We start from the raw sequence: 22,812 nt of genomic DNA on the forward strand, positions 1-22,812 counted from the left end.
AATCGCAGACTTTACATGGCGAATAACAGATCCTTCACTGCGTTCAGGATGACAAACTTTTCAAAATGTTATTTTTCATTCAGTATTCCCCGGATTTTTAAACTTGCTCTGAGCCGGGGTATTTTATAGTTTATCAGCATTAGAGTTTCTTTTCTATATGTTGTTTATGCACCCTGCGATGCACTACCTCTTTTACTTTTTTTGATTTGCCTTTTTTTCGCTTCCCTAACCAGATAATAAAACCGGTTACCGGTAGCGAGGCACAAATCAAACTGGCTAAAAAAGCGATGATCTTGCCGGGCAGGCCCAGTACCTGGCCAACATGAAGATCGTAATTCATATCATTCATCTTCATGCCCGGGCTTTTTTGGGTGTGTGGGGTTTGTTTGAGTAGTTTGCCTGTATATTTCTCAAACACATAGCCATCACTTTTATAAAAATGCAGGCTTTTGGCGTATGCTGTTATCCCAATGGTACCTGTGGCGGCGGCATCGTCATAAACCAGGAACATCTTCGCCTGGGGCGATTTTATTTGTGCCTGTGAAAATGCCTTATCAATAACAAGCCGGTTATCAATTTTGGTCTTTAACAACGAATCGGATTTTGGGAATACTTTTTCGGATGGATAACTTTTGCCCAGGTTAGCGGTAGCATAAATGCCTTCCCGTACCGATTCAAAAACCATTGATAAACCTGTTAGGGCTAATATAAGGGCAATGCCGGTTGCGTAAAAGCCCAGTACATTGTGCAAATCGTAATTTACCCTGCGCCAGCGGCCATTCCATTTAATGTTAAAGCTGCGCTTACGGTCGCTTTTACGTTTGGGCCACCAGAGGATGATACCGCTGATCATCAGCACTATAAATATAATAACAGAGATGCCTACAACAAGGCTGCCAATATTGGGAGGTAGCAGCAGGTAAAGGTGGATGTACTCAACAACGATAAAAAAGTTACGGGCCGGGTTTTCGGTATGGGTAATCTGCCCAGTATAAGGGTTCATGTATACATATAGCATCCCTTGCTCCTTGGGCAAATTTACCAATAGTGCTGCGGGCCTTTCAACACCATAGCAATACATATAGTTTGCCGTAGCGCCAGGGTGTGCTTTCAGTCCTTCGGCTTTTAGGGTTGATGGAGGCAGGTAGGGCTTATGGTTAAATTCAACCTTGCGGTAATTATATAATGCATCCTGTATCTCATCCTGGAAACAAAATATACAGCCCGTGATACTTACAATAAACACCACCAGCCCGGCAATAAAGCCCAGCCAGCGGTGTATAAATAATATGACTTTTTTAAACCGGGTCATTATTAAAATTTGTAGGCGATGCTTAAACGATAGTTACGCGGCGCTTCCGCCTGCCAGTAAAACGCTTTTAAATAGGAGTAATATGAACCTGAGTATAAATATTTATCAAGCACGTTGAACACGTTGGCGGTGATCTTCATTTGCTTTCCTTCCCAAAACATACCACCATCCAATTTAAAATAGTTTGGCAATCTTACGTCAGATTCGCTCCAGCTATCAGTTTGGCGACCGGCCAGGTAGGTAAAGCCGGCAGATACACCTGTACCTTTTAACGCACCGTTTTGCAATTTATAACCTAACCAGGCGTTGGCTGTGTGTTTTGCATAACCCGGCACAACATCGCCAACTTTGATGGTCGCAGGCGTATACTGGTCAACCTTGCTTACTTTCGAATCGGTAAGCGCGTAGTTGGCGGTCAGGTTTAAACCCGGCAATATTTCGCCACGTAAATCAAACTCAATACCCTGAGCCCTTTTTTGACCAAGCAAAAAACTGACCGGGCTTTGAGGTGTACTGCTCGGATCGGCTTGTGCCTCGTTGTTTTTAATTATACGATAAACAGATAAGGTGGTGTTCCATTTGCTGTCGGCCCAGTCTTTTTTGATCCCAAACTCCAGGTTACTGCCGGTTATCGGCTTAACCGATCCACCATCTAAAAGCCTGGCCGCACCCTGTGGTATAAAAGCCTGGTCATACAAACCATATACCGATGTATGCTCATCTACCGAAGCACTTAAGCCAATACGCGGGGTGAAATGTTTACCAGTTATAGCCGCGCTGCCAAAATCGCCTTGTTTTACATAAGTATACCGGCCGGCTAAAGTAAGCCTTACCCTGTTATCAATAAAGCCAAGCTCATCCTGTACATATAAGCTGCTGTAAGTTTGATTAATATTGCCGTAACCTGCTGCAGATCGCGCTTCCAGGTTGGTGCTGCGATCAAACACAGGGTAGCCGTTGCTGGGTACACCAAGATTAGGGTTCTGCGGATCAAACTCAGCCCCCGCTTTGTCTAAGGGGTGCGACTGAGCGTAATCGGCATCGTAATTTTTTGTGCCCATGTCTATACCTGCAAGTATCCTATGGTTGATGCTGCCTGTGGTTACCTTTCCATTAATGAAAGCCTGTGCCAGGGTCATATCGCTTTTAGCGTCCCAAATACCTATACTCCTGATGTATTTGCCGCTTGCGCCAACAGAATCGGCCCACATGGATGAGCCTTTTTGGCTGTAATTATAGTAAGCGGCCTGCGCGGTTAACTTCCAGTTGTTATTTAACTGGTGTTGCAGGTTTATGGTAAAACTTTGATCGTTGATGTTTGTAGGAGGCAGGCCTGCCGGCAGCGCGGTAAAATTGCGCGGCAAAGTAGCATAACCGTTCGGACTGAAAACGTAGAATGAGCCCACATCAGACATGTTAGCATGCTGCAGGGTGTATTCGGCGGTTAGTTTGGTGGCGCTATCTATCTGGTATGAAATTACCGGCGCTATGCTGTAACGGTTATTAAACTCATTGGCGCGGAAAGAACCTTTCTTTTGGCCTGCCAGGTTTAACCGGTACAAAAATTTACCATCCTTACTTAACTTGCCATCCAGGTCGAGCGTACTTCTGTACAAACCAAAGCTGCCAGTGGTTAAGCTAAACTCACCTTTGGTTTCGCCTGTAGGCTTTTTAGTAACTACGTTATATAAACCACTCGGATCGCCGTTACCCAGCATAAAACCTGCAGGGCCTTTAACAAATTCAATATGGTCAACAAAGCTCATGTCTTCGGTAAGCGGTCCCCAGTATGAACTCACTACGTTAAACCCGTTTCTGAATGCCTGAATCTGCGAACCGCGCATGGTAATGTTGGTATATAAATCGCCCCAATGCTCTAACCTTACGGCACCGCTAACATTGCGTATTAAACCGTCGCTCATGCTTATTACCTGCTGATCGGCCAATACTTGTGAGGTAACCACCTGGATATTTTGCGGAACCTCCAGCAATGGCTCATTGAGCCTTAAGCTTGGCGATGGATTACTGATTTTATATTTCTGTTTGGTGCCGGATATGGCTACTTCCTTTAGCTGGTTGGCGGTGGCTTCTAAAGTAGCATTTACTATTATTGTTTGGCCGGCTATTACTTCAACCGCAGTTTCATATACTTTAACGCCCACATGTGTGAAAGCTAAGGTGTATTTTCCATGAGGGGCTCTTAGGGTGTAATCCCCGTTTTCATCGGTTATCACGCCGTATTTAGTACCCTTCAGCAATACAGAAATATTATCGGCCGGTTGATTATTGTTGGTTATTACATGTCCTTTAATGGTTCCGCGGGTTTGTTGAGCCAGTGCCGGGACGGTATTGGAGAGTAATATGATTGATAGAAAAAGAGAAAAGAATAGTTTGTGAAAAGATAGTTGGGGTTGCTTCATTTTATTTAGACTAATTACAAATAATGCCCAAAAGTACTCCAACATGACTATCCATCCAAATTTATTTAGAAAGATTATAAATAGGACGCCAGGAAAGTATCAGGTAATTAGTATCAAGTAGCAAGACCTTAGGAATATAGGCTTGCAGATAAAAGGAGTTTGCGCCGGTAGTTCAGCTATAACTGGGCAACGGATTTTCAGATGAAGAATTGCATTGAACAATACCACTCTTCATCTGCATATCTGCACATTTAAAATTTGCACATCTATATGTCCATCAATTCTTTCTTCTTTTTACTTTTCATTCGTTTGGGTACAAATTCAAGTATTTCGTTTTTAAGGGCTTCTATCATGCGGCGCTTTAAAAAATTGCGTTGTATCACGATGCTCACTTCACGGGCGGGCTCGGGCGATTTAAAATAGCGCACCTTGTCTAATTGCTTGTCAGAAAGTTCGGCCAGTGCAAGTTCGGGCAATATGGTTGCGCCATTGTTTTGGTCAACCATGCGTTTAAGGGTTTCCACACTGCCTGTATTGTATTCAAAATGCTGAAATCCTTTGGTGGCTTTACGGCGTTGGCAGATGTTTAACACTTGCTCGCGCATGCAATGTCCCTCGTTCAGGATCCAGATCTCTTCCATATCAATATCATCCGGTGTGATGCTTTTCTTTTTGGACAGCTTGCTGTGTTTGGATACATAGGCCACAAAATTTTCATAAAACACGGGGATCTCTGTTAAATTATTTTCATGCAGCGGGGTAGATAGGATACCGCAATCAATCATGCCCAGCTTTAACTGTTGAACTATCTCTTCGGTGGTTTGCTCCCATACTATCAATTTTACCTGCGGATACTTCTCAATAAAGCCATGGATTATCTTTGGTAATATATAAGGTGATATGGTAGGGATGATGCCAACCCTTAATTCGCCGGATAATTCCTTTTGCCTATCGGTGATGATCTCCTTGATCTTCTCACTTTCTGACAGCATAACGCGTGCCTGGGTAATTATTTCTATACCTATTTCGGTAGGTGTTACGGGCTGTTTGCTGCGGTCAAATAGCTTTACGCCCAGGGTATCCTCCAGCTTTTGCACCTGCATGCTCAGGGTTGGCTGGGTAACAAAACATTTCTCGGCGGCTAACACAAAACTCCGGTAAGTGTCAACGGCTACTATGTATTCGAGTTGGGTAATTGTCATATAGATAAATTCTATACAAACATAGCAATTATTGATTTTTTCTATTGATTTATTATTGTGAAGTTTGATATAATAAAACTAACCTATATGGAAACCAATAAAAGAAAGCTGACCACTGCCTCCGGCAAGCCCTACGCGGAAAATGAGAATACCCAAACCGCGGGTCCGAGGGGACCAATTTTGCTACAGGATTTTATACTGCATGAAAAAATGGCGCATTTTAACCGTGAGCGTATCCCTGAACGTGTTGTACATGCAAAAGGTTCCGGCGCTTATGGAAAGCTCACCATTACGCATGATATTTCGCAATACACACGTGCCAAAATATTTAACATGATTGGTAAGGAAACAAAGGTATTCTTACGTTTTTCTACCGTTGGCGGCGAAAAGGGATCAGCAGATACCGAGCGCGACCCGCGTGGCTTTGCTATTAAATTTTATACCGAGGATGGCAACTGGGATCTGGTTGGTAACAACACTCCGGTATTTTTTATAAAGGATGCTAAAAAGTTTGGTGATTTTATCCATACCCAAAAACGCGATCCATACACCAATAGTAAAAGCGCAACCATGATGTGGGATTTTTGGTCGCTTAACCCGGAAAGCCTTCACCAGGTAACTATCCTGATGAGTGATAGGGGTACTCCTTACGGCTATCGCCATATGGATGGTTTTGGAAGCCATACATTTTCGTTCATCAACGCCAAAAATGAACGGTTTTGGGTGAAATTCCACTTTAAAACCCAGCAGGGTATTAAAAACTTTACAGATGCAGAAGCTGCCGATATGCGTGGTAAAGCACCTGATTTTGCACAACATGATCTGCTGACACATATTGATAACGGTGACTTTCCAAAATGGAGCCTGAAAATACAGGTAATGCCGGAAGCCGATGCCGCAACGTACCACCTCAATCCCTTTGATCTGACCAAAGTATGGCCGCATGGTGATTATCCATTGATCGATGTAGGTGTATTGGAACTTAACGAAAACCCCGACAATTATTTTGCCCATGTGGAGCAGGCTGCTTTTGCCCCGGCGCACGTGGTGGATGGTATTGGCTACTCGCCCGATAAAATGTTGCAGGGAAGGATCCTTTCATACCCGGATGCCCACCGTTACCGCTTAGGAGGTAATTATGAGCAAATTCCGGTAAATAAATGCCCTTACCTGGTAAGCAATTATGAAAGGGATGGACAAATGAGAGTTGATGGCAATGGCGGTTCGGGACCTAACTATTTCCCAAACAGCTTTGATGATATAGAAGCCGATCAAAGCTACAAAGAACCAGCCTGGGATTTTGGAAACTCTGTTGGCGATTGGTATGACAGGAACGCGGAAGGCGAGAACGACCATTACACGCAGCCAGGCGATTTGTACCGTTTAATGGATACGCAGGCCAAACAGGACCTGATCAACAATATCGTGAACTCTATGAGTGGCATAGATGGCCCTAAGAAAGACATTATCACCAACCGCCAGCTTTGTCACTGGTTTAGGGCTGATATTAACTTAGGTATGGCTATTGCCAAAGGCCTCGAGCTTGATTTGGCAGAAACCATGAAACAAATGCCGGCTTAAGTTTAGTTTGCAGTTTTGGGTCTGCAGTTTGCAGGCTCTCATATAATAAAAAAAGCGATGGGTTAACCCATCGCTTTTTTTATTATATGTTTTTTGTACCGGCTGTTTGTGTCCTCACAAACAGCTTACAGAAAGCTGCTCTCATAGTTGTTTGTGAGGACACAAACAATGGGAAATGATATTAAACAAAAATGAGATTTGAGACGCTTGTGAAGCTGTCTCATATCTAACATCTCATATCTATAACTACTCTACCGTAACAGATTTGGCCAAATTCCTTGGCTGATCAACGTTACAGCCGCGCATTACAGCAATGTGGTAAGCCAATAGTTGTAGCGGTATGGTAGCAAGCAGTGGCACAAAAGCTTCGTTGGTTGCGGGGATCTCAATTACATAATCGGCCATCGCTTTAACTTCCGTATCGCCCTCGGTAACTATCGCTATTACGTGGCCTTTGCGGGCTTTAACCTCCTGTATATTGCTGATCACTTTCTCGTACGATGAACTTTGGGTAGCAATTACCACAACCGGCATATCATCGTCAATTAAAGCGATAGGGCCGTGTTTCATTTCGGCAGCGGGATAGCCTTCCGCATGTATGTAGGAGATTTCCTTTAGCTTCAAAGCGCCTTCCAGTGCAACCGGGAACGAGCTTCCCCTGCCTAGGAACAGGCAATTGGTGGAGTCTTTAAACTTCGCTGCAATCTCCATTACATGGTCGTTGCATTTTAAAGCCTGCTCAACCAGTTGCGGTATTTCATTAAGCTCGGTTAAATATTCAACCAATTTGCTTTGGGTTATTGTACCGCGTTGTTGCGCTATGTAAAAAGCGATAAGGGTTAAAACACTCACCTGTGCGGTAAATGCTTTGGTTGATGCTACACCTATCTCGGGTCCGGCATGGGTATAAACTCCCGCATGTGTAGTGCGGGGTATAGATGCCCCAACTACGTTGCAAATACCAAAAATGGTGGCTCCCTTTTCTTTGGCCAATTCAATGGCTGCCATGGTATCGGCGGTTTCGCCGGATTGTGATATGGCTATAACCAGGTCCTTCTCTGTAATAATAGGATTTCGGTACCTAAACTCCGATGCATATTCTACCTCTACAGGTACGCGGGCATATTCCTCTATGAGATACTCACCTACTAAGCCGGCATGCCATGAGGTGCCACAGGCAATAATAATGATCCTGTCTACATTCTTTAGCTTCTCGGTGTATTCTTTTATCCCACCCAGTTGTACTTTGCCCTGCTGCGGGTAAATACGGCCGCGTAAACAATCGCGGATAGAACGTGGCTGCTCATAGATCTCTTTCAGCATAAAGTGATCGTAGCCGCCTTTTTCCAGCATTTCCAGTTTAAGATCGAGCTCCTGGATATATGGGGTTTGTACCGAATTATCGATATTTTTTATCAGCAGGCTATCGCGGTTAATAAAGGCAATTTCGTTATCATTTAAATAGATCACGTTTTTGGTGTACTCCACAATGGGCGTAGCATCAGATGCAACAAAGTATTCACCCTTGCCAACCCCAATTACCATAGGGCTGCCTTTTCGGGCTGCTATAAGCAAATCGGGCTCATCAGCGCTCATGATCACAATGGCGTAAGCACCTATAACCTTGTTCAGGGCCACCCTTACTACTTCGCGCAGATCAAGGCCGGTTTCGTCCTGAATATCCTCTATCAGGTGTATTAAAACTTCCGTGTCGGTATCGCTTTTAAAAACATGGCCCTTGGCGGTAAGTGTTTCCTTGATGATGCCATAATTCTCGATGATACCATTATGGATGATGGTAAGCTTACGGTTACCTGAAGAGTGCGGGTGAGAGTTACGATCGCTTGGAGCACCATGTGTGGCCCAACGGGTATGGCCCATTCCTACCGTACCTTTAAGGTCAATATCTTTAACAAATTTTTCAAGGTCATCAACCTTTCCCGCCTTTTTGTAAACTTTAAGTTCCTTATCAAATAAAGCTACGCCGGCGCTATCATAGCCCCGGTACTCTAAACGATGAAGGCCTTTTATAATGATGGGATAAGCATCCCTGTAACCTATATAACCAACAATTCCGCACATAGTAAATTTTATAAAATGTAAATGGAGCAAAAATAATCAGCTATATAACATACTTCACAGCTAATTATTTTAATTATTTGAGAATAGTGCAAGGTTTTTACTTACTTAAAAATAATTTTTAAGAAGTACTGTTGGCTTAAACAAAAAAATCCCCTAAGCGGGGATTCTTTTTATTTAACTTGAAGTTTTTTTACTTGGGGATCTTGGTGTAAATGATATTCAACTTAATGCGGTAAGGCGAATTTTTATCATTACCGATCAGTATAGCGCGGGCAGCGGTTTGTACACTTGTAGCAATACCTGATGCACCTGTTGTTGAATTTACCTCGGTGGTATCAATAGGAGCTATGTAAGTTCCGTAATCCACCGTCTTTTTACGGATCAGGTCCTGAATGTAGCCGGTGATAACAAAACGGTAGGCTTTAACAGGCTCTTTGGTTGTCCGGGTATAAAAGCCGCCAAATAAACCAGCCTGGTAACGGGCATCAGTTGACGAAGCATCCTGTATCAGGATACGCTGATGTGCAATATCTAATTGATACATTGTCAATTTAGAAAAAGGCGCATATGGTATTCCTGAACCTTGTACAGGTGTTATAACCAGTTCGGCACGGTTTAGTACAATTGAATCCGGATTAAGCTTGCTCAGTCCAGGGAAAGAAATCTTACTGCGTAAACCACCTAAGCCTTGTAAGTAAAAAGTGGCTTGTGTAGTTGTGGCGGCCCTGGCTGCAGTTATGGTTGAATTATATTTGTGGATGATCTCTGCCGCATGTATCGGGAAGGTTAATGACACGGTTGTTGTATCGGTTGTCGTGTCGTTTTTGGCCTTGTAAAAAATATCTAAATGAGATGCAGTAGAAGCAAGATTTAACTGTAAAGTACCGCCTGCATTTGATGGCTGAGCCCTTTCTACAGTAAGGTATAAACCCTTAACGGCATTTTGAAAAGCCGCGTCAGATGATAATTGAGTACCACTTGCATTAAACAGGTTATCATAAATAAACTTTTTGCTGAATGCTACGCGTAATTGAGGGGCTACCCTTTGCACAGTATCAATTGTGTCTTTACGTATCCTGGCAATTGTTAAACTATCATGCGTGTTAGCTGTAAATGTTTTGGTTGCTAAAACGGTTGCCTCATTATCCCAGTGCTGGTTACTGTAGTAGGTTTGATTAAGCGGCTTCACTTTTAGCTGATACACATTGATCTTGTAACGTGTAGCTACTGAGTCGCCATAAAAACCATTTGCATACCCCAATACCAATACTGCCGAATCAATGGTAAGCGTACCGGGAGGTACTGTATAAGGAGCGGTAGGCAAAAGCATACCTAAGGCAACATTTGCTTTAACTGTGCCAAAAGCAGGATCAACAAAATCACCCAGTGGTGTTTTGGTAAGGCCTGATGTAATTACCGTGGAAGAGTCTTCGGCAACGGTATTGATAACCACATTGGTATCAACAATTAAGTTACCGCTTATCTGGTTTGATGTATCAATACCTAAACCAATGCCATCCTGGCGCTTACAGCTATTCAAAATAAAAAGACTTATTAACAGGGTCAATAAGTCTAATCGGAAAAATTTCATATATAATATTAAGTATTATGCAACATGCACCAATTCGTCGTTGGTAATTTCGTCGTAAAAATTGTAATAATTTTCGAAATCTGCGGTAGAATCAAATTCTAAAACCGATTTATTGCTGTTTTTAACATTATTTAACACATCTGCATCAATATTTTCGCTGCCCAAAACAATGCCATCAGAGTATTGAATGGCGCCTGCATATAGCGCAGAATTTGTACCTTCCTTATAGGTATCCACATGCTCTTCGGTCATGTTGCTCATGATTGCTTTTTGGGCGAAATCATTAGCCAACTTGTCCTTAAAGTCATTTTCATAGATGGAATAGATGATCTTTGAATTTTTAAATGTCGGATCGTCTTTGTAGGTAGTTTTTAAATAAGCGGGTACCAAAGCACTCAACCATCCATGGCAATGGATGATATCAGGAGCCCAGCCTAATTTTTTAACTGTCTCCAATGCACCTTTGCAAAAGAAGATCATCCTTTCATCGTTATCGGCGTAAAATTTGCCGTCTTTATCACCAAACACATGTTTACGCTGAAAATATTCTTCATTATCTAAAAAATATACCTGCATACGTGCTGCCGGGATAGATGCTACCTTGATGATCAGCGGGTTATCATTATCGTTGATAATAATATTCATACCCGATAAACGGATAACTTCATGAAGTCTGTTCCTGCGCTCATTGATATTGCCAAAACGAGGCATAAGGATACGGATCTCGTAACCCTTCTCCTGCATTGCCTGCGGAAGTTGTCTTGTTATTTCAGCAATTTTTGTGAGTTCAAGGAAAGGAGACATTTCATGAGTTATAAACAATAGCTTAGATTTACCCATCACTTAATCAGTATTAAAAATATGTAAAGAAGTCAAAAAATTTGAGTTTGCAAATGTAATCATTATTATATAAACTGTCAACGAATTATGCAAGTAACTTTTGGAATTTTTTACAAAAAAGTACACCTTTGCCAAATTTTGTAATTTAAATTGCATTGAAAATATTTACCACCAGGCAAGAGGTAGCGCAGTATTTTACCTATAAAACGGGCAAAACTACTGGCTTTGTTCCTACTATGGGCGCGCTTCACAACGGCCATATATCATTAATTAAACAGGCGCAGCAAGTGTGCACCGAGGTTGTTTGCAGCATTTTTGTAAACCCTACACAGTTTAATGACCCTAAAGATTTAGAAAAATATCCCCGTCCAATAGCTGCAGATATTGCTATGCTGGAGCAGGCAGGCTGCGACATTTTGTTCAATCCAACGGTAAGCGAAATTTATGATGACGATGAGAAATGGCATTTGGACATAGGCAATATGGAGCATTTGCTGGAAGGCAAATTCAGGCCGGGGCATTACCAGGGTGTGATGCAGGTGGTAAATAAACTGTTTAATATTGTTAAACCAGATATGGCTTTTTTTGGCCAAAAGGATTACCAGCAGGTTATGGTAATCACTAAAATGGTTGAACTGCTGAACATGCCTGTTAAACTGGTGATGTGCCCCATACAGCGCGAAACCGATGGGCTGGCCATGAGCTCAAGGAATGTTCATTTAACAGCTTATGACAGGGAGCACGCGCTCATCTTATCTAAAACCCTGGGCTGGATTAAGGAGCATTTTAATGTGGATAGCATACCAGAGCTACAACAACAGGCAGAACAGATGCTGAATAACGAACCTGGCATAATACCGGAATATTTTGAAATAGTTGATGGGGATACCCTGAAACCGGTTACCGCCGCTACCAAAAAAGTAGTTGCCCTGGTGGCAGCCCGCGCCGGTAAAACGAGATTGATAGATAATATGTTGATATATTAACGAATAGATGATCCTATTTAGGGCATGTTAATTGGGTTATTTATAGCTAAAATGCAGGTGATAATCATTTTACAATCCATGGACTATCGACCATTAACAATGGACCGAATTATTTATAACTTTGCACCATGATTATTGAGATATTAAAGTCCAAAATTCACAGGGTGAAGGTAACACAGGCGGAACTGAATTATGTGGGCAGTATTACAATTGACGAAGATCTGATTGAGGCAGCCAATATTATACCTAACGAGAAAGTTCAGATCGTAAATAACAACAACGGCGCCCGTTTTGAAACGTATGTTATAAAAGGCGAGCGTGGCAGCGGTACGGTTTGCCTAAACGGTGCTACCGCGCGGCTGGCCCAGGTTGGCGATGTGGTTATCATCATGTCATACGCATATATGGAGAGGGAAGAAGCCCGTGTGTATGAGCCAATATTGGTATTTCCCGATGGCGATAATAAGCTGATTAAATAACAGCATTCTTTTTCCCCAATAAATTCCTGCGGCGGCCCTTAAAAATGTCGCTTTAGCTTGCTCTGCAATAGCTCATACGCCAGACAGGTCGATTATACAACAGCTGTTTAAGCAGTAATTAACAAATTATCGCTGTCTTGGTTCGGCACCAATGCCAAGTGATACTTTTAAACTGATATCAACGTCGGAGGCTTTGCGCAGCAAATAAACCATTCTTACGCGTACGCTCGGCTGGCGTACAAGCTCATCCAAAAAGTGGGAATTATCAATATCAAGAACAATGCTATTGCCTACGTTTGGGGTAATATCCTTACGTACAGCCACTAAAACCTCGTCACTGCCATCGGTTTTTGACATGTAGATTCTTAATGCCTCAATGTTGCCAATATTATAATCTGACGGATCTTTGGATTGTAATTTAGCCGAGATAATACGAACCTCGCTGATTCTGTTGGCGTTGTTACCGTCTTTTGTAAAATCCTGATCGAAACTGTTTGCAATGCTTATGGCCGTATGAGGCTCACCTACCTTTGACGATGCAGGGATTGCCAGATCGGCAGTATAAGGAAAAGTAGATTTCATTATTGACTGCAGCATACCGCAACTTCCTAAAAACAAAATAGCAGCAAGCAAAAAAAATGTTGGTTTCTTCATCATGATTATCGCCGTAAGGTAATTGTAGAATACTACAATTACAAGTTTAATTGGTTTATTAGGTAATTTACACACTATAAATATATTAAGATTTTATGGAAACAACAGGCTTATTGCAGGTATTGAATAATATAAATATGTATACGAGAGGAGATGAAAATCGTCCCCCCGGAGATAGTTGTAAACGGCTGTGATAGGCGGCTTGTTGATGTATCCATCTCTTATTAATAAAAGAAAATGTCATTTCGAGCGAACCAGAACGGGAATTGAGCGCCGTGGTGAGGAGAAATCTTCGACGCCTGCATAGTCGACGCCTGTCGCATAGGATTTCTCTTTCGCGCCCCGCTCATTCCTCCCCATGCTCCATCGAAATGACATTTTTTTAACAATCCTGGGTGGAAAGATGTGTACTCCCTACTGGGACTAAATCCCGAAGCCGGAGCTATATATACCTTATGCACCGCTTTGGGCGAGTTTTTTTATCATACCAATATAAAAACCCCTAAATGGATTGGCTACATTTTTCAAAGACCCGAAATGCACCGCATACACCACGAGCATGAAAAACATACCAGTAATTACGGCGATATTGTTTGGTGGGATATGTTATTTGGCACGTACGTAAATCCACAAAATTTTAATACATCATGCGGGTTTGATACCGAAAAGGAGCTTAAACTCATCCAAATGCTCAAATTTAAGGATGTACATAAAATATAAATATTAATTCAAAAAAAAGATTAATTGTGTTTAACAAAACCCTATCTTTGCACCCCGACACTGAGGTCGGGATTTCTCGCCTTCAGTGCATAGGAAAAATCGTTTACAGGCTTGCAAAAAGCCGGTAACTTTTGACTTAGAACTTTTGAATTAAAAAAAAGCCCTATGCCCAAAGATAATTCCATCAAATCCGTTCTGATCATTGGCTCTGGTCCCATCATTATTGGCCAGGCCTGCGAATTTGATTACGCTGGCTCACAAGCCGCCCTTTCCCTTAAAGAAGAAGGTATTACCGTATCCATCATTAACAGCAATCCGGCAACTATCATGACGGATAAGGTTATTGGGGATCATGTTTACCTGCTTCCACTCACCTGCGCAAGTATTGAACAGATACTTACCGAACAAAAAATTGATGCTGTACTGCCTACCATGGGCGGCCAAACCGCGCTCAACCTTTGTATTGAGGCTGCCGAACGTGGAATTTGGGAAAAATACGGTGTTAAAATTGTAGGTGTTGATATAGCCGCAATTGAAAAAACAGAAAACCGCGAGGCTTTCCGTCAATTAATGGTTGATATTGGTGTAGGTGTTGCAAAATCAAAAATTGCCAACTCTTTTTTAGAAGGAAAAGAAGGCGCACAAGAGATTGGCTTCCCGCTGGTTATTCGCCCAAGTTATACACTGGGGGGTAAAGGAGCAGGATTTGTTCATAAAAAAGAAGATTTTGACGCCGCCTTAAACAAAGGCTTACAGGCATCGCCAACCCACGAGGTTTTGGTTGAGCAGGCCGTTATAGGTTGGAAGGAATACGAGTTAGAGCTGCTGCGCGATAGTAACGACAACGTGATCATCATCTGCTCTATCGAGAATTTTGATCCAATGGGAATCCATACCGGCGATTCAATCACCGTGGCCCCGGCCATGACCCTGAGCGACCGCTGCTACCAGGATATGCGTAATCAGGCCATCCGTATGATGCGGGCCATTGGCAACTTTGCCGGCGGCTGTAACGTACAGTTCTCGGTTAACCCTGCCGATGAATCTATCATTGCTATTGAAATTAACCCACGCGTTTCGCGCTCATCGGCACTGGCATCAAAAGCAACAGGTTACCCAATTGCTAAAATCGCTGCCAAGCTGGCCATAGGTTACAACCTTGATGAAATAGAAAACCAGATCACCAAAACAACTTCGGCCTATTTTGAGCCTACTTTGGATTATGTGATTGTTAAGATACCTCGCTGGAACTTTGATAAGTTTAAAGGTGCAAACAAAGAGCTTGGCCTGCAAATGAAATCAGTAGGCGAAGTGATGGGTATTGGACGCAGCTTTATTGAAGCGTTGCAAAAAGCTTGTCAGAGTTTGGAGATTGGTCGTGCCGGTTTAGGTGCCGACGGTCGCCAGAGCCGCAACCTGGATGAGATCATGTATAGCCTTGAGCATCCAAGCTGGGATAGGTTGTTCCATATTTATGATGCATTAAGCTTAGGCGTACCAATTGAATCGGTACGTAAAGTTACCAAGATAGATCGCTGGTTCCTGAACCAGATAATGGATGTAGTTAATTTAGAGAACGAACTACGCCGTTATTCACTCAATAACATTCCTGAAGAATTCTTCTTCACCCTTAAACAAAAAGGTTTCTCGGATACGCAAATTGCCTACATTTTGGGTAACGTAACCGAAGAGGATGTTTACCAGCGCCGCAAGGGATTAGGCATTAAGCGTGTTTACAAAATGGTTGATACCTGCGCCGCCGAGTTTCCTGCAAAAACCCCTTACTACTATTCAACTTACGAGGGCGAGAACGAATCCGTTTGCTCAGATAAAAAGAAGATCATTGTATTAGGATCAGGCCCTAACCGTATAGGACAGGGTATTGAGTTTGATTATAGCTGCGTGCATGGTTTATTAGCCGCAAAAGAATCAGGCTTTGAGGCCATCATGATTAACTGTAACCCGGAAACAGTATCTACCGACTTTAACATGGCTGATAAGCTATACTTTGAGCCGGTTTACTGGGAGCATGTTCGCGAGATTATTGAACTGGAAAAACCTTACGGTGTAATAGTTCAGTTAGGTGGGCAAACTGCTTTGAAAATGGCAGAGAAAATGCAGGAGCACGGCATCAACATTATTGGAACATCATTTAATGATATGGATGTTGCCGAGGATCGTGGCCGCTTCTCTGATTTGCTGAAAGAGCTTGATATTCCATATCCTAAGTATGGTGTTGCCGAAAGCGCTGAAGAGGCTCTTGAGGTTGCTCACCATGTAGGTTACCCTGTGTTAGTTCGCCCAAGCTATGTTTTAGGCGGACAGGGTATGAGTATAGTTATTAATGACGAGGACCTGGAGAAAGCTGTTGTAAGCTTATTGCGCAACCTGCCGGGTAACCGTGTACTCATAGATCACTTCCTTGACCGTGCGGCGGAAGCCGAGTCGGACTCGATAAGTGATGGCGATGATGTACATATCATTGGCTTAATGGAACATATTGAACCTGCCGGGATCCATTCTGGCGATTCATTTGCGGTGTTGCCGCCCTTTGATCTTTCTGACAATGTGATCAGCCTGATGGAGGAATATACCGTTAAAATTGCCAAGGCATTAAATGTGCGTGGCTTGCTGAATATACAGTTTGCGGTTAAAAATGATAGTGTATATGTAATTGAAGCTAACCCGCGCGCATCACGTACGGTGCCTTTTATCGCGAAAGCTTATGATGTGCCATACATCAACATTGCCGCCAAAGTAATGCTTGGAGTTAATAAACTTAAAGACTTTACCATAGAGCGTAAGCTATGGGGTTACGCTATAAAAGAGCCGGTATTCTCCTTTGATAAATTCCCTGAGGTAACTAAGGAATTAGGCCCAGAAATGAAATCAACAGGTGAATCCATCCGCTTTATACCTAACCTGCAGGATCCATACTTCAGGCACTTGTACAAAGAGAAATCAATGTACCTGAGCAGGTAGTAAAAAATTGAATTACTAAACGTTGTAGTTTAAACGCTTATAATAGTTGCCTGTAACCCCACCCGGTTACAGGCAAATTATGGTTAAATTTAGTTGCTATAGTTTGAAAGTTAATTTGAGTAATAACCAGGCATTCAACCTTAATAATGTTGATCCTGAGGATTTGGATGACGTTCTTGTAAAAATTGAAAGATCATTTAATATCAGTTTAGAAGATACATCTTTTAAAGATGTTAAAACCTTCGGCAAACTTTGCGATATCGTAGTTGAAAAAGTAAAGCAAACCAACAACGAAAGCTGTACCACACAGCAGGCATTTTATAAGATCAGGAATGCCATTAACACCACCATTTCGGCCCCTAAAGAACTTGTAAAACCCCAAACCAAGCTGGAGGATATCTTTCCCCGTGATAATCGTATTGTAGTTATAACCGAGATAGAAAAAGAAATGGGCTTTCAGCTTAACCTGCTGCAGCCTAAGCAAGGCATCATAACTGCATTTGCATTTATACTTATCGCATCATTAGCCGGGTTCTTTTTTCAGCCTATGATGGCTGCTTTAGGTCTTGTTGTTGCCGGATCAGGTTTTGCACTTGCCGGGAGGTTTGGGAAAGAGCTAAAAGTAAAAACGCTTGGTGATCTGGCCGAAAAGGTGGCAAAAGAGCATCACCTGAAATGTAAACGTGAAGCCGCTACCGTGAACCGGGCCGAAATAGCGCAAAAAGTAAAAGAGCTTTTCACTAAAGACCTTTACCTGGAGCCGGCAGTATTAACCCGCGACGCGAAATTTAATTAGGCATATCCGTATTTTGTAATTTCAACATATTGTATTATTTTTCAAAGGCTCTGTTCAGGAGCCTTTGTCATTTGCCCTAAATCAACCTTATGAATACTGCCTGCAAAGCTGTAATAACCCTTATCCTGTTTGTTTTTATTGCCGGTTACGCCAATGCACAGGCGAAAAATGCAATTGGGCTTGGCCCTGCGTTTAGTACGTCAGCAGAAAATCCTACAGGCTTTGGCATCGTTTTCCAGGGCGAAATAAAGCTCGATAAAAGGTTTAGTATAGTGCCCTCGCTTGGTGTAGAGGTACCTTACGTTGTTTATGCAGGATTGGCCGGAAGATATTATGTGGCGCCCCGGTTTTATGTGCACCTGGGTGGTTTCATTCGCGCCGGCGGTGATACTTTCAGCGATAGCGGCCCCGGCGGAACCGCTGGCTTAGGGTATATGCTGCTCTCCACCAAAAGAAACGTTATTGATCTTAACTTCCATGCCGACATCTTGAGCTCTGAAAACAAATCAAGGGCAGTAGGTGGTATCCGTATAGTATATAGTTTTTCGTTTACACGCCTGGATAAATAAGTTATTCGCAAAAACAGGCTACTTATCCACCATCAGCCCTGTCACTTCAAAAATTAATCTTCTCTTGGCATCTGTTTTTACCTTGTGTTGCTTTTTTCCGGTAACGGTGTCACCGGCCAGGTGTTGCAGATCATCAGCAATAAATAGCTTTTGAGCAACACCTTCAATAATTACCCTGCGCCCGGTTATATTTTGGGGAATGTTGATGTTATAATCTTTAAAATGAGCGGCAATTATTTTTCCGCTGCCCGCATCCATTTCAAACCAGCCGCCTTTTTGTTTGGTCACCCGCGTAACCCTGCCCTCAATGGTGGTGCTGATGCGTGTTTTCTTCCCCATAAACGCCTCCGTTTTGCCGGCGGTCATTAAGGTGGTGGTATCCGGTTTTTTTCCATAAACCATACCATGTGGCAGCGGTGTGTGCAATTGGGCCAATGCCATTGTTGTGCAAAATAGAGGAACTATTAACAGCGCTAATTTCATTTTATAGTTTATTACTGAATAACATCATAAAATGTAAAATGTTGGCCACTCTTTTTATTGAATTTTGTTTGTTACGTTTTAGCGTAACCAAACGTATATGTTCACAGTAAACTCATTTATTTATGTTCAATTTGCAGCTATCATTTGTTAAAATGTTAATGAATGTTAAAATATCTTAATAAAGTAATAAGCTTTAACAAGTTGGACTATTTTTACAGCTAACAACATACCCTTGCTTAATTAATTCATATAACAACCCAATGAACAAAACCCATACTAAATTAGTCCTGTTTGTGGCAATCCTTTTTGCTTTTGCCGTTACAGGATGCGTTAAAAGCAGCGATCCTGTGGCTGGCTCTATACCAGTAATTACTACTACCGATGTAGTTAAAGATGCCGCCGATACAAGTGCCCACAGCGGTGGATTGATCACCGAAACACTTACCGCTGGTATTACTTATTATGGTGTTTGCTGGAGCACTACAAATACAAGCCCTACCATTACCGATTCAAAAACCCAGGATACTGTTATCTCGCTAAGTTTTACAAGTAAAATGAAAGGGTTAAAAATCAATACTAAATATTATGTGCGTGCTTATGCAAGTAATGTTGTTGGTACCGGTTATGGTAAAGTAATTGAGTTTACTACCGGAGGTGATCTTACCTCAAAAGTTGGTACGGTAAGCACATTTGCAGGTAATGCAGCCCCGGCCTTTGTTGATGGTAGTGGTACCGCTGCATCTTTTTACAGTCCACAGGGTATTACGCTTAGCAGCGATGGTAATTTTTATGTGGCCGATGCCTTTAACAGCGCTATAAGGAAAGTTACAAGCGCCGGCGATGTAAGCACACTAACCGGTAACGGAACTATTGGCTACATAGATGGCTCATTGGCTAATGCCCGTTTTTATGCGCCGCAAAGCCTGGTAACAGATGCTGCCGGTAACATTTACGTTGCCGATTTCAGTAACAATATTATCCGTAAAATTACGCCTGCAGGCGTGGTAAGTACCCTGGCCGGAAGCGGTAGCGCGGGATACGATGACGGTACAGGTATTGCCGCTTCATTTAATAATCCACGTGGCCTTGCTATTGATGCAACCGGTAATATTTATGTAGCCGATAGAGGTAACAACCTTATCCGTAAGATTACACCGGCTGGTGTGGTAACAACGTTTGCAGGTAACAGGTTATCTGCCTATGTTGATCAGGTTACGGGCACCAGCGCTTCATTTAATAAACCATCGGGGCTGGCAATTGATGCTGCCGGTAATATTTATGTGGCCGACGCGCAAAACTATGCTGTTCGTAAAATTACATCTGCTGGTATTGTTACTACTTATTTGGGCAATGCAAAACACCAGGTGCTTGGTTCACCATCAGCAATAGCAATTGATGCTAAGGGAAACCTGTTTATAACCGACCAAACCGGTCGTGTGTTTGAAGTTACTACTGATAAGGTTTTATTGCCATTAGCCGGCCGGAGTTCAACTGCAGGCTTTGCAGATGGTACTGGAGCAAGTGCTTTGTTTAACTCACCACAGGGTGTGGCTGCTGATGCCAATGGCAACATTTATGTAGCTGATGCCGGCAATAACCGCATCCGTAAAATAGTATTACCTACGGGGATATAATTTGGAGCAAAGATTTTTGGATTAAAGAGCAAGGATAAAAAGCCCTTGTTTTAAAGGATAAAAGATAGATGATTGCTTAGCAGTTTTCCTGTCTTTTATCCTTTTTGCTTTTCATCCATAATCTAAAACTCTTTGCTCCTTGCTCCAAAGCTAAAAGATAGGCGATTGCTTAGCTGCTTCCCTATCTTTTATCCTTTCTGCTTTTTATCCATAGTCTAAAAATCTTTGCTCCTTGCTCCAAAGCTATCCAAATAGCTGGCCAAAAACCTCTTCTATGCTGCTTACAATTTTTATGTCGATATCATAGCGGGATAGGTCCATCCGTTTTTTATCCTGCCCTCCGGATGGGAGGTTGTATTTGGAGATAAATATTTGGTTGAATCCCAGCTTTTGCGCTTCGGCTATGCGCTGTTCTACACGGTTTACCGCCCTGATCTCGCCAGAGAGCCCTATCTCGCCGGCAAAGCAGGTTTTAAAGGGCACAGGCATATCCTCATGCGATGATATGATGGCTGCTGCCAAACCCAGGTCGATAGCAGGATCTTCAACCCTGATGCCCCCGGTAATATTCAGGAACACATCTTTGGCCGCCAGCCTGAAGCCACAGCGTTTTTCAAGCACGGCCAATAACATACTCATCCGTTTGGTATCAAAGCCCGTAGCGGTGCGCTGAGGCGTGCCATAGGCCGATGTACTTACCAATGCCTGGGTTTCTATCAGCATCGGCCGCATGCCCTCTAAGGTTGCGGATATGGTGATGCCACTCAAAGGCTCATCCCGGTGTGATAACAGTATTTCGGAAGGGTTGGATACTTCCCTGAGGCCCTCGCCTAACATTTCATAGATACCAAGCTCGGACGAAGAGCCGAAACGGTTTTTTATGGTGCGCAGGATGCGGTATACATGATGCCTGTCGCCCTCAAACTGCAGTACGGTATCAACCATGTGTTCCAGTATTTTGGGGCCGGCTATCATGCCATCTTTGGTAATGTGGCCAATCAGGAATACGGGGGTTGAAGTTTCTTTGGCAAAGCGAAGCATTTCGGCCGTACATTCCCGTACCTGTGACACACTCCCCGGGGTAGATTCGATATGTGATGAATGCAGGGTTTGGATAGAGTCAATCACCACCAGGTCGGGCTCCAGCGATTCTATCTGCTTAAATATGTTTTGGGTTGATGTTTCACAAAGCACGTAGCAAGCCCCCCCGCCCCCTGAAGGGGGAGTTTCTGAGTTTATGACTAATGAGCTATTCTTTTTAGCTCCCCCTTCAGGGGGCGGGGGGGGCATTGTCAGCCTTTCTGCCCGCATCTTAATCTGCCTTTCGCTTTCCTCGCCCGATACATAAAGCACCTTGAGGTTGGGCATGTTGAGGGCCAGCTGCAACATCAGGGTTGATTTACCTATGCCCGGCTCGCCGCCTATTAAAACCAGTGAGCCTGCAACTATACCACCGCCCAATACCCGGTTAAATTCTTTATCGGGAGTAAGCATGCGGTGTTCTTCGCTGAAGCTGATATCGGCAACCTGCACCGGCTTATTGGCTCTTTGCTGGGTGTTTGAAGTAACCTTCCATGTAGGTACGGCGTTGTTGGTGTTACCTTTATCTATAATCTCTTCCACGAAGGTGTTCCACTGCTGGCACGAGGGACATTTACCCAGCCACTTGGCCGATTCGAAGCCACAGCTTTGGCAGAAATACGCAAATTTAGTTTTGGCCATTATTGTTATATGTGCAGATTACAAATTTCAGATGTGCAGATTTTTTTTCTAAGCGTTCATGAAACCACGCCATTTTAGATGTACAAATATGCAGATTAAATCATATGTTTTACTAATTAAATTAGTAAAATATACCCGTTCGCTTTTTGGTGAGTATAATTATTACCGGGGATTTACTTAAAATAGGCACGCTGTTTTTAAAAATCAGAACAATGACAGGATCATAGCAGTGTTTTTTATCAGGCTTTATCACTTATTTTTGTTTGATAACCTCTTAAATTAGCTGACCTATAATTTCAAAAATAATGAAGCCTTATGAAAACCATATTTGACCAAACAACCAGAGAGGAACTATTAACCCGAATTAAAAAACTTAACGAAACTAATACTGCGCAATGGGGCAAAATGAATATTTACCAGATGGTGAAACATTGCACCCTGTTTGACGAAATGGTATTGGGCAGGCAAAAGTATAAACAATCTTTCATCGGTTTTTTATTTGGCAAGATGGCTTTGAAAGGTATGATTAAAGATGAGCTTCCGGTAAAGAAAAATATGCCCACTGTCGCCGGATTTAAGGTAACTGGCAACGGGGATGTTATAGCCGAAAAAAATAAATGGATCGGCCTGGTTGAGGAGTATGCGGATTTTTCAAACTATGATTTTGTTCATCCATTTTTCGGAAAAATGACTACTGAACAAATCGGCTATTTGGTTTATAAACATACCGACCATCATTTGCGGCAATTTAATGCTTAG

General features: G+C 42.7%; 18 protein-coding genes. 9 read left to right on the top strand and 9 right to left on the bottom strand.

From position 1 onward, the window contains the following. Nucleotides 1-139: 139 nt before the first annotated feature. The 3 genes from Q0R88_RS12375 to Q0R88_RS12385 all read right to left on the bottom strand — a co-directional run bounded on the left by Q0R88_RS12375 (nt 140) and on the right by Q0R88_RS12385 (nt 4,934). Nucleotides 140-1,312: a PepSY-associated TM helix domain-containing protein gene (locus Q0R88_RS12375; RefSeq protein ID WP_295716491.1), complete on the bottom strand. Its 1,173-nt coding sequence runs from the start codon at nt 1,310-1,312 to the stop codon at nt 140-142. Nucleotides 1,313-1,314: 2 nt separating this feature from the next. Then, nucleotides 1,315-3,732, bottom strand: a complete 2,418-nt coding sequence (locus tag Q0R88_RS12380; RefSeq protein ID WP_295716492.1) for a TonB-dependent receptor — start codon at nt 3,730-3,732, stop codon at nt 1,315-1,317. Nucleotides 3,733-3,998: 266 nt separating this feature from the next. Continuing rightward, nucleotides 3,999-4,934, bottom strand: a complete 936-nt coding sequence (locus Q0R88_RS12385; RefSeq protein ID WP_295716494.1) for a hydrogen peroxide-inducible genes activator — start codon at nt 4,932-4,934, stop codon at nt 3,999-4,001. Between the two features lie 87 nt (nt 4,935-5,021). Here Q0R88_RS12385 and Q0R88_RS12390 point away from each other — a divergent pair, with 87 nt between their 5' ends. Beyond that, the gene (locus tag Q0R88_RS12390) at nt 5,022-6,515 is read left to right on the top strand and encodes a catalase (RefSeq protein ID WP_295716496.1); all 1,494 of its coding nucleotides are present in this window, start codon (nt 5,022-5,024) and stop codon (nt 6,513-6,515) included. Nucleotides 6,516-6,761: 246 nt separating this feature from the next. On the opposite strand, the gene glmS is transcribed toward Q0R88_RS12390, so the two are convergent. The 3 genes from glmS to Q0R88_RS12405 form a co-directional block, all read right to left on the bottom strand. Further along, nucleotides 6,762-8,597, bottom strand: a complete 1,836-nt coding sequence (gene glmS / locus Q0R88_RS12395) for a glutamine--fructose-6-phosphate transaminase (isomerizing) (RefSeq protein WP_295716497.1) — start codon at nt 8,595-8,597, stop codon at nt 6,762-6,764. Between the two features lie 190 nt (nt 8,598-8,787). Continuing rightward, complete coding sequence (locus Q0R88_RS12400) at nt 8,788-10,188, bottom strand: DUF4270 family protein (protein WP_295716499.1); 1,401 nt, start codon at nt 10,186-10,188, stop codon at nt 8,788-8,790. 15 nt (nt 10,189-10,203) lie between these two features. After that, a complete protein-coding gene (locus Q0R88_RS12405; protein ID WP_295716500.1) occupies nt 10,204-11,028 on the bottom strand; it encodes a glycogen/starch synthase in 825 nt (274 codons plus the stop codon). A gap of 155 nt (nt 11,029-11,183) precedes the next feature. Between Q0R88_RS12405 and panC the strand changes: the two genes are divergently transcribed. Then, nucleotides 11,184-12,014: a pantoate--beta-alanine ligase gene (gene panC, locus Q0R88_RS12410; RefSeq protein WP_295716501.1), complete on the top strand. Its 831-nt coding sequence runs from the start codon at nt 11,184-11,186 to the stop codon at nt 12,012-12,014. Between the two features lie 128 nt (nt 12,015-12,142). Next, nucleotides 12,143-12,493 (top strand): aspartate 1-decarboxylase, encoded by a 351-nt coding sequence (gene panD, locus Q0R88_RS12415; RefSeq protein WP_295716502.1) that lies wholly within the window; start codon nt 12,143-12,145, stop codon nt 12,491-12,493. A gap of 126 nt (nt 12,494-12,619) precedes the next feature. On the opposite strand, the gene Q0R88_RS12420 is transcribed toward panD, so the two are convergent. Further along, the gene (locus Q0R88_RS12420) at nt 12,620-13,150 is read right to left on the bottom strand and encodes a hypothetical protein (RefSeq protein ID WP_295716504.1); all 531 of its coding nucleotides are present in this window, start codon (nt 13,148-13,150) and stop codon (nt 12,620-12,622) included. Between the two features lie 402 nt (nt 13,151-13,552). Here Q0R88_RS12420 and Q0R88_RS12425 point away from each other — a divergent pair, with 402 nt between their 5' ends. The 4 genes from Q0R88_RS12425 (at nt 13,553) to Q0R88_RS12440 (ending at nt 18,214) form a co-directional block, all read left to right on the top strand. Continuing rightward, nucleotides 13,553-13,867, top strand: coding sequence for a sterol desaturase family protein (locus tag Q0R88_RS12425; protein ID WP_295716506.1), 315 nt, complete (start codon nt 13,553-13,555; stop codon nt 13,865-13,867). 165 nt (nt 13,868-14,032) lie between these two features. Further along, nucleotides 14,033-16,849, top strand: coding sequence for a carbamoyl-phosphate synthase large subunit (gene carB, locus Q0R88_RS12430; protein ID WP_295716507.1), 2,817 nt, complete (start codon nt 14,033-14,035; stop codon nt 16,847-16,849). A gap of 103 nt (nt 16,850-16,952) precedes the next feature. Continuing rightward, entirely contained in the window at nt 16,953-17,645 is a 693-nt protein-coding gene (locus tag Q0R88_RS12435; protein ID WP_295716510.1) for a hypothetical protein, read from the top strand. Between the two features lie 89 nt (nt 17,646-17,734). Next, a complete protein-coding gene (locus Q0R88_RS12440) occupies nt 17,735-18,214 on the top strand; it encodes a hypothetical protein (protein ID WP_295716512.1) in 480 nt (159 codons plus the stop codon). 18 nt (nt 18,215-18,232) lie between these two features. Here the strand turns inward: Q0R88_RS12440 and Q0R88_RS12445 are convergent, their stop codons facing one another. After that, the gene (locus tag Q0R88_RS12445) at nt 18,233-18,697 is read right to left on the bottom strand and encodes a DUF4920 domain-containing protein (RefSeq protein WP_295716514.1); all 465 of its coding nucleotides are present in this window, start codon (nt 18,695-18,697) and stop codon (nt 18,233-18,235) included. A 260-nt stretch (nt 18,698-18,957) separates the two neighbouring features. On the opposite strand from Q0R88_RS12445, the gene Q0R88_RS12450 reads away from it, so the two are divergent. Next, complete coding sequence (locus Q0R88_RS12450; protein WP_295716516.1) at nt 18,958-20,331, top strand: NHL repeat-containing protein; 1,374 nt, start codon at nt 18,958-18,960, stop codon at nt 20,329-20,331. Between the two features lie 243 nt (nt 20,332-20,574). On the opposite strand, the gene radA is transcribed toward Q0R88_RS12450, so the two are convergent. Further along, on the bottom strand, nt 20,575-22,053 hold the full coding sequence (gene radA, locus Q0R88_RS12455) for a DNA repair protein RadA (protein WP_295716519.1): 1,479 nt from the start codon (nt 22,051-22,053) through the stop codon (nt 20,575-20,577). A 315-nt stretch (nt 22,054-22,368) separates the two neighbouring features. Here radA and Q0R88_RS12460 point away from each other — a divergent pair, with 315 nt between their 5' ends. Then, entirely contained in the window at nt 22,369-22,812 is a 444-nt protein-coding gene (locus Q0R88_RS12460; RefSeq protein ID WP_295716533.1) for a DUF1569 domain-containing protein, read from the top strand.

It is taken from the genome of Mucilaginibacter sp. (assembly GCF_025362475.1).
In the GTDB taxonomy this organism is placed as follows: Bacteria; Bacteroidota; Bacteroidia; order Sphingobacteriales; family Sphingobacteriaceae; genus Mucilaginibacter.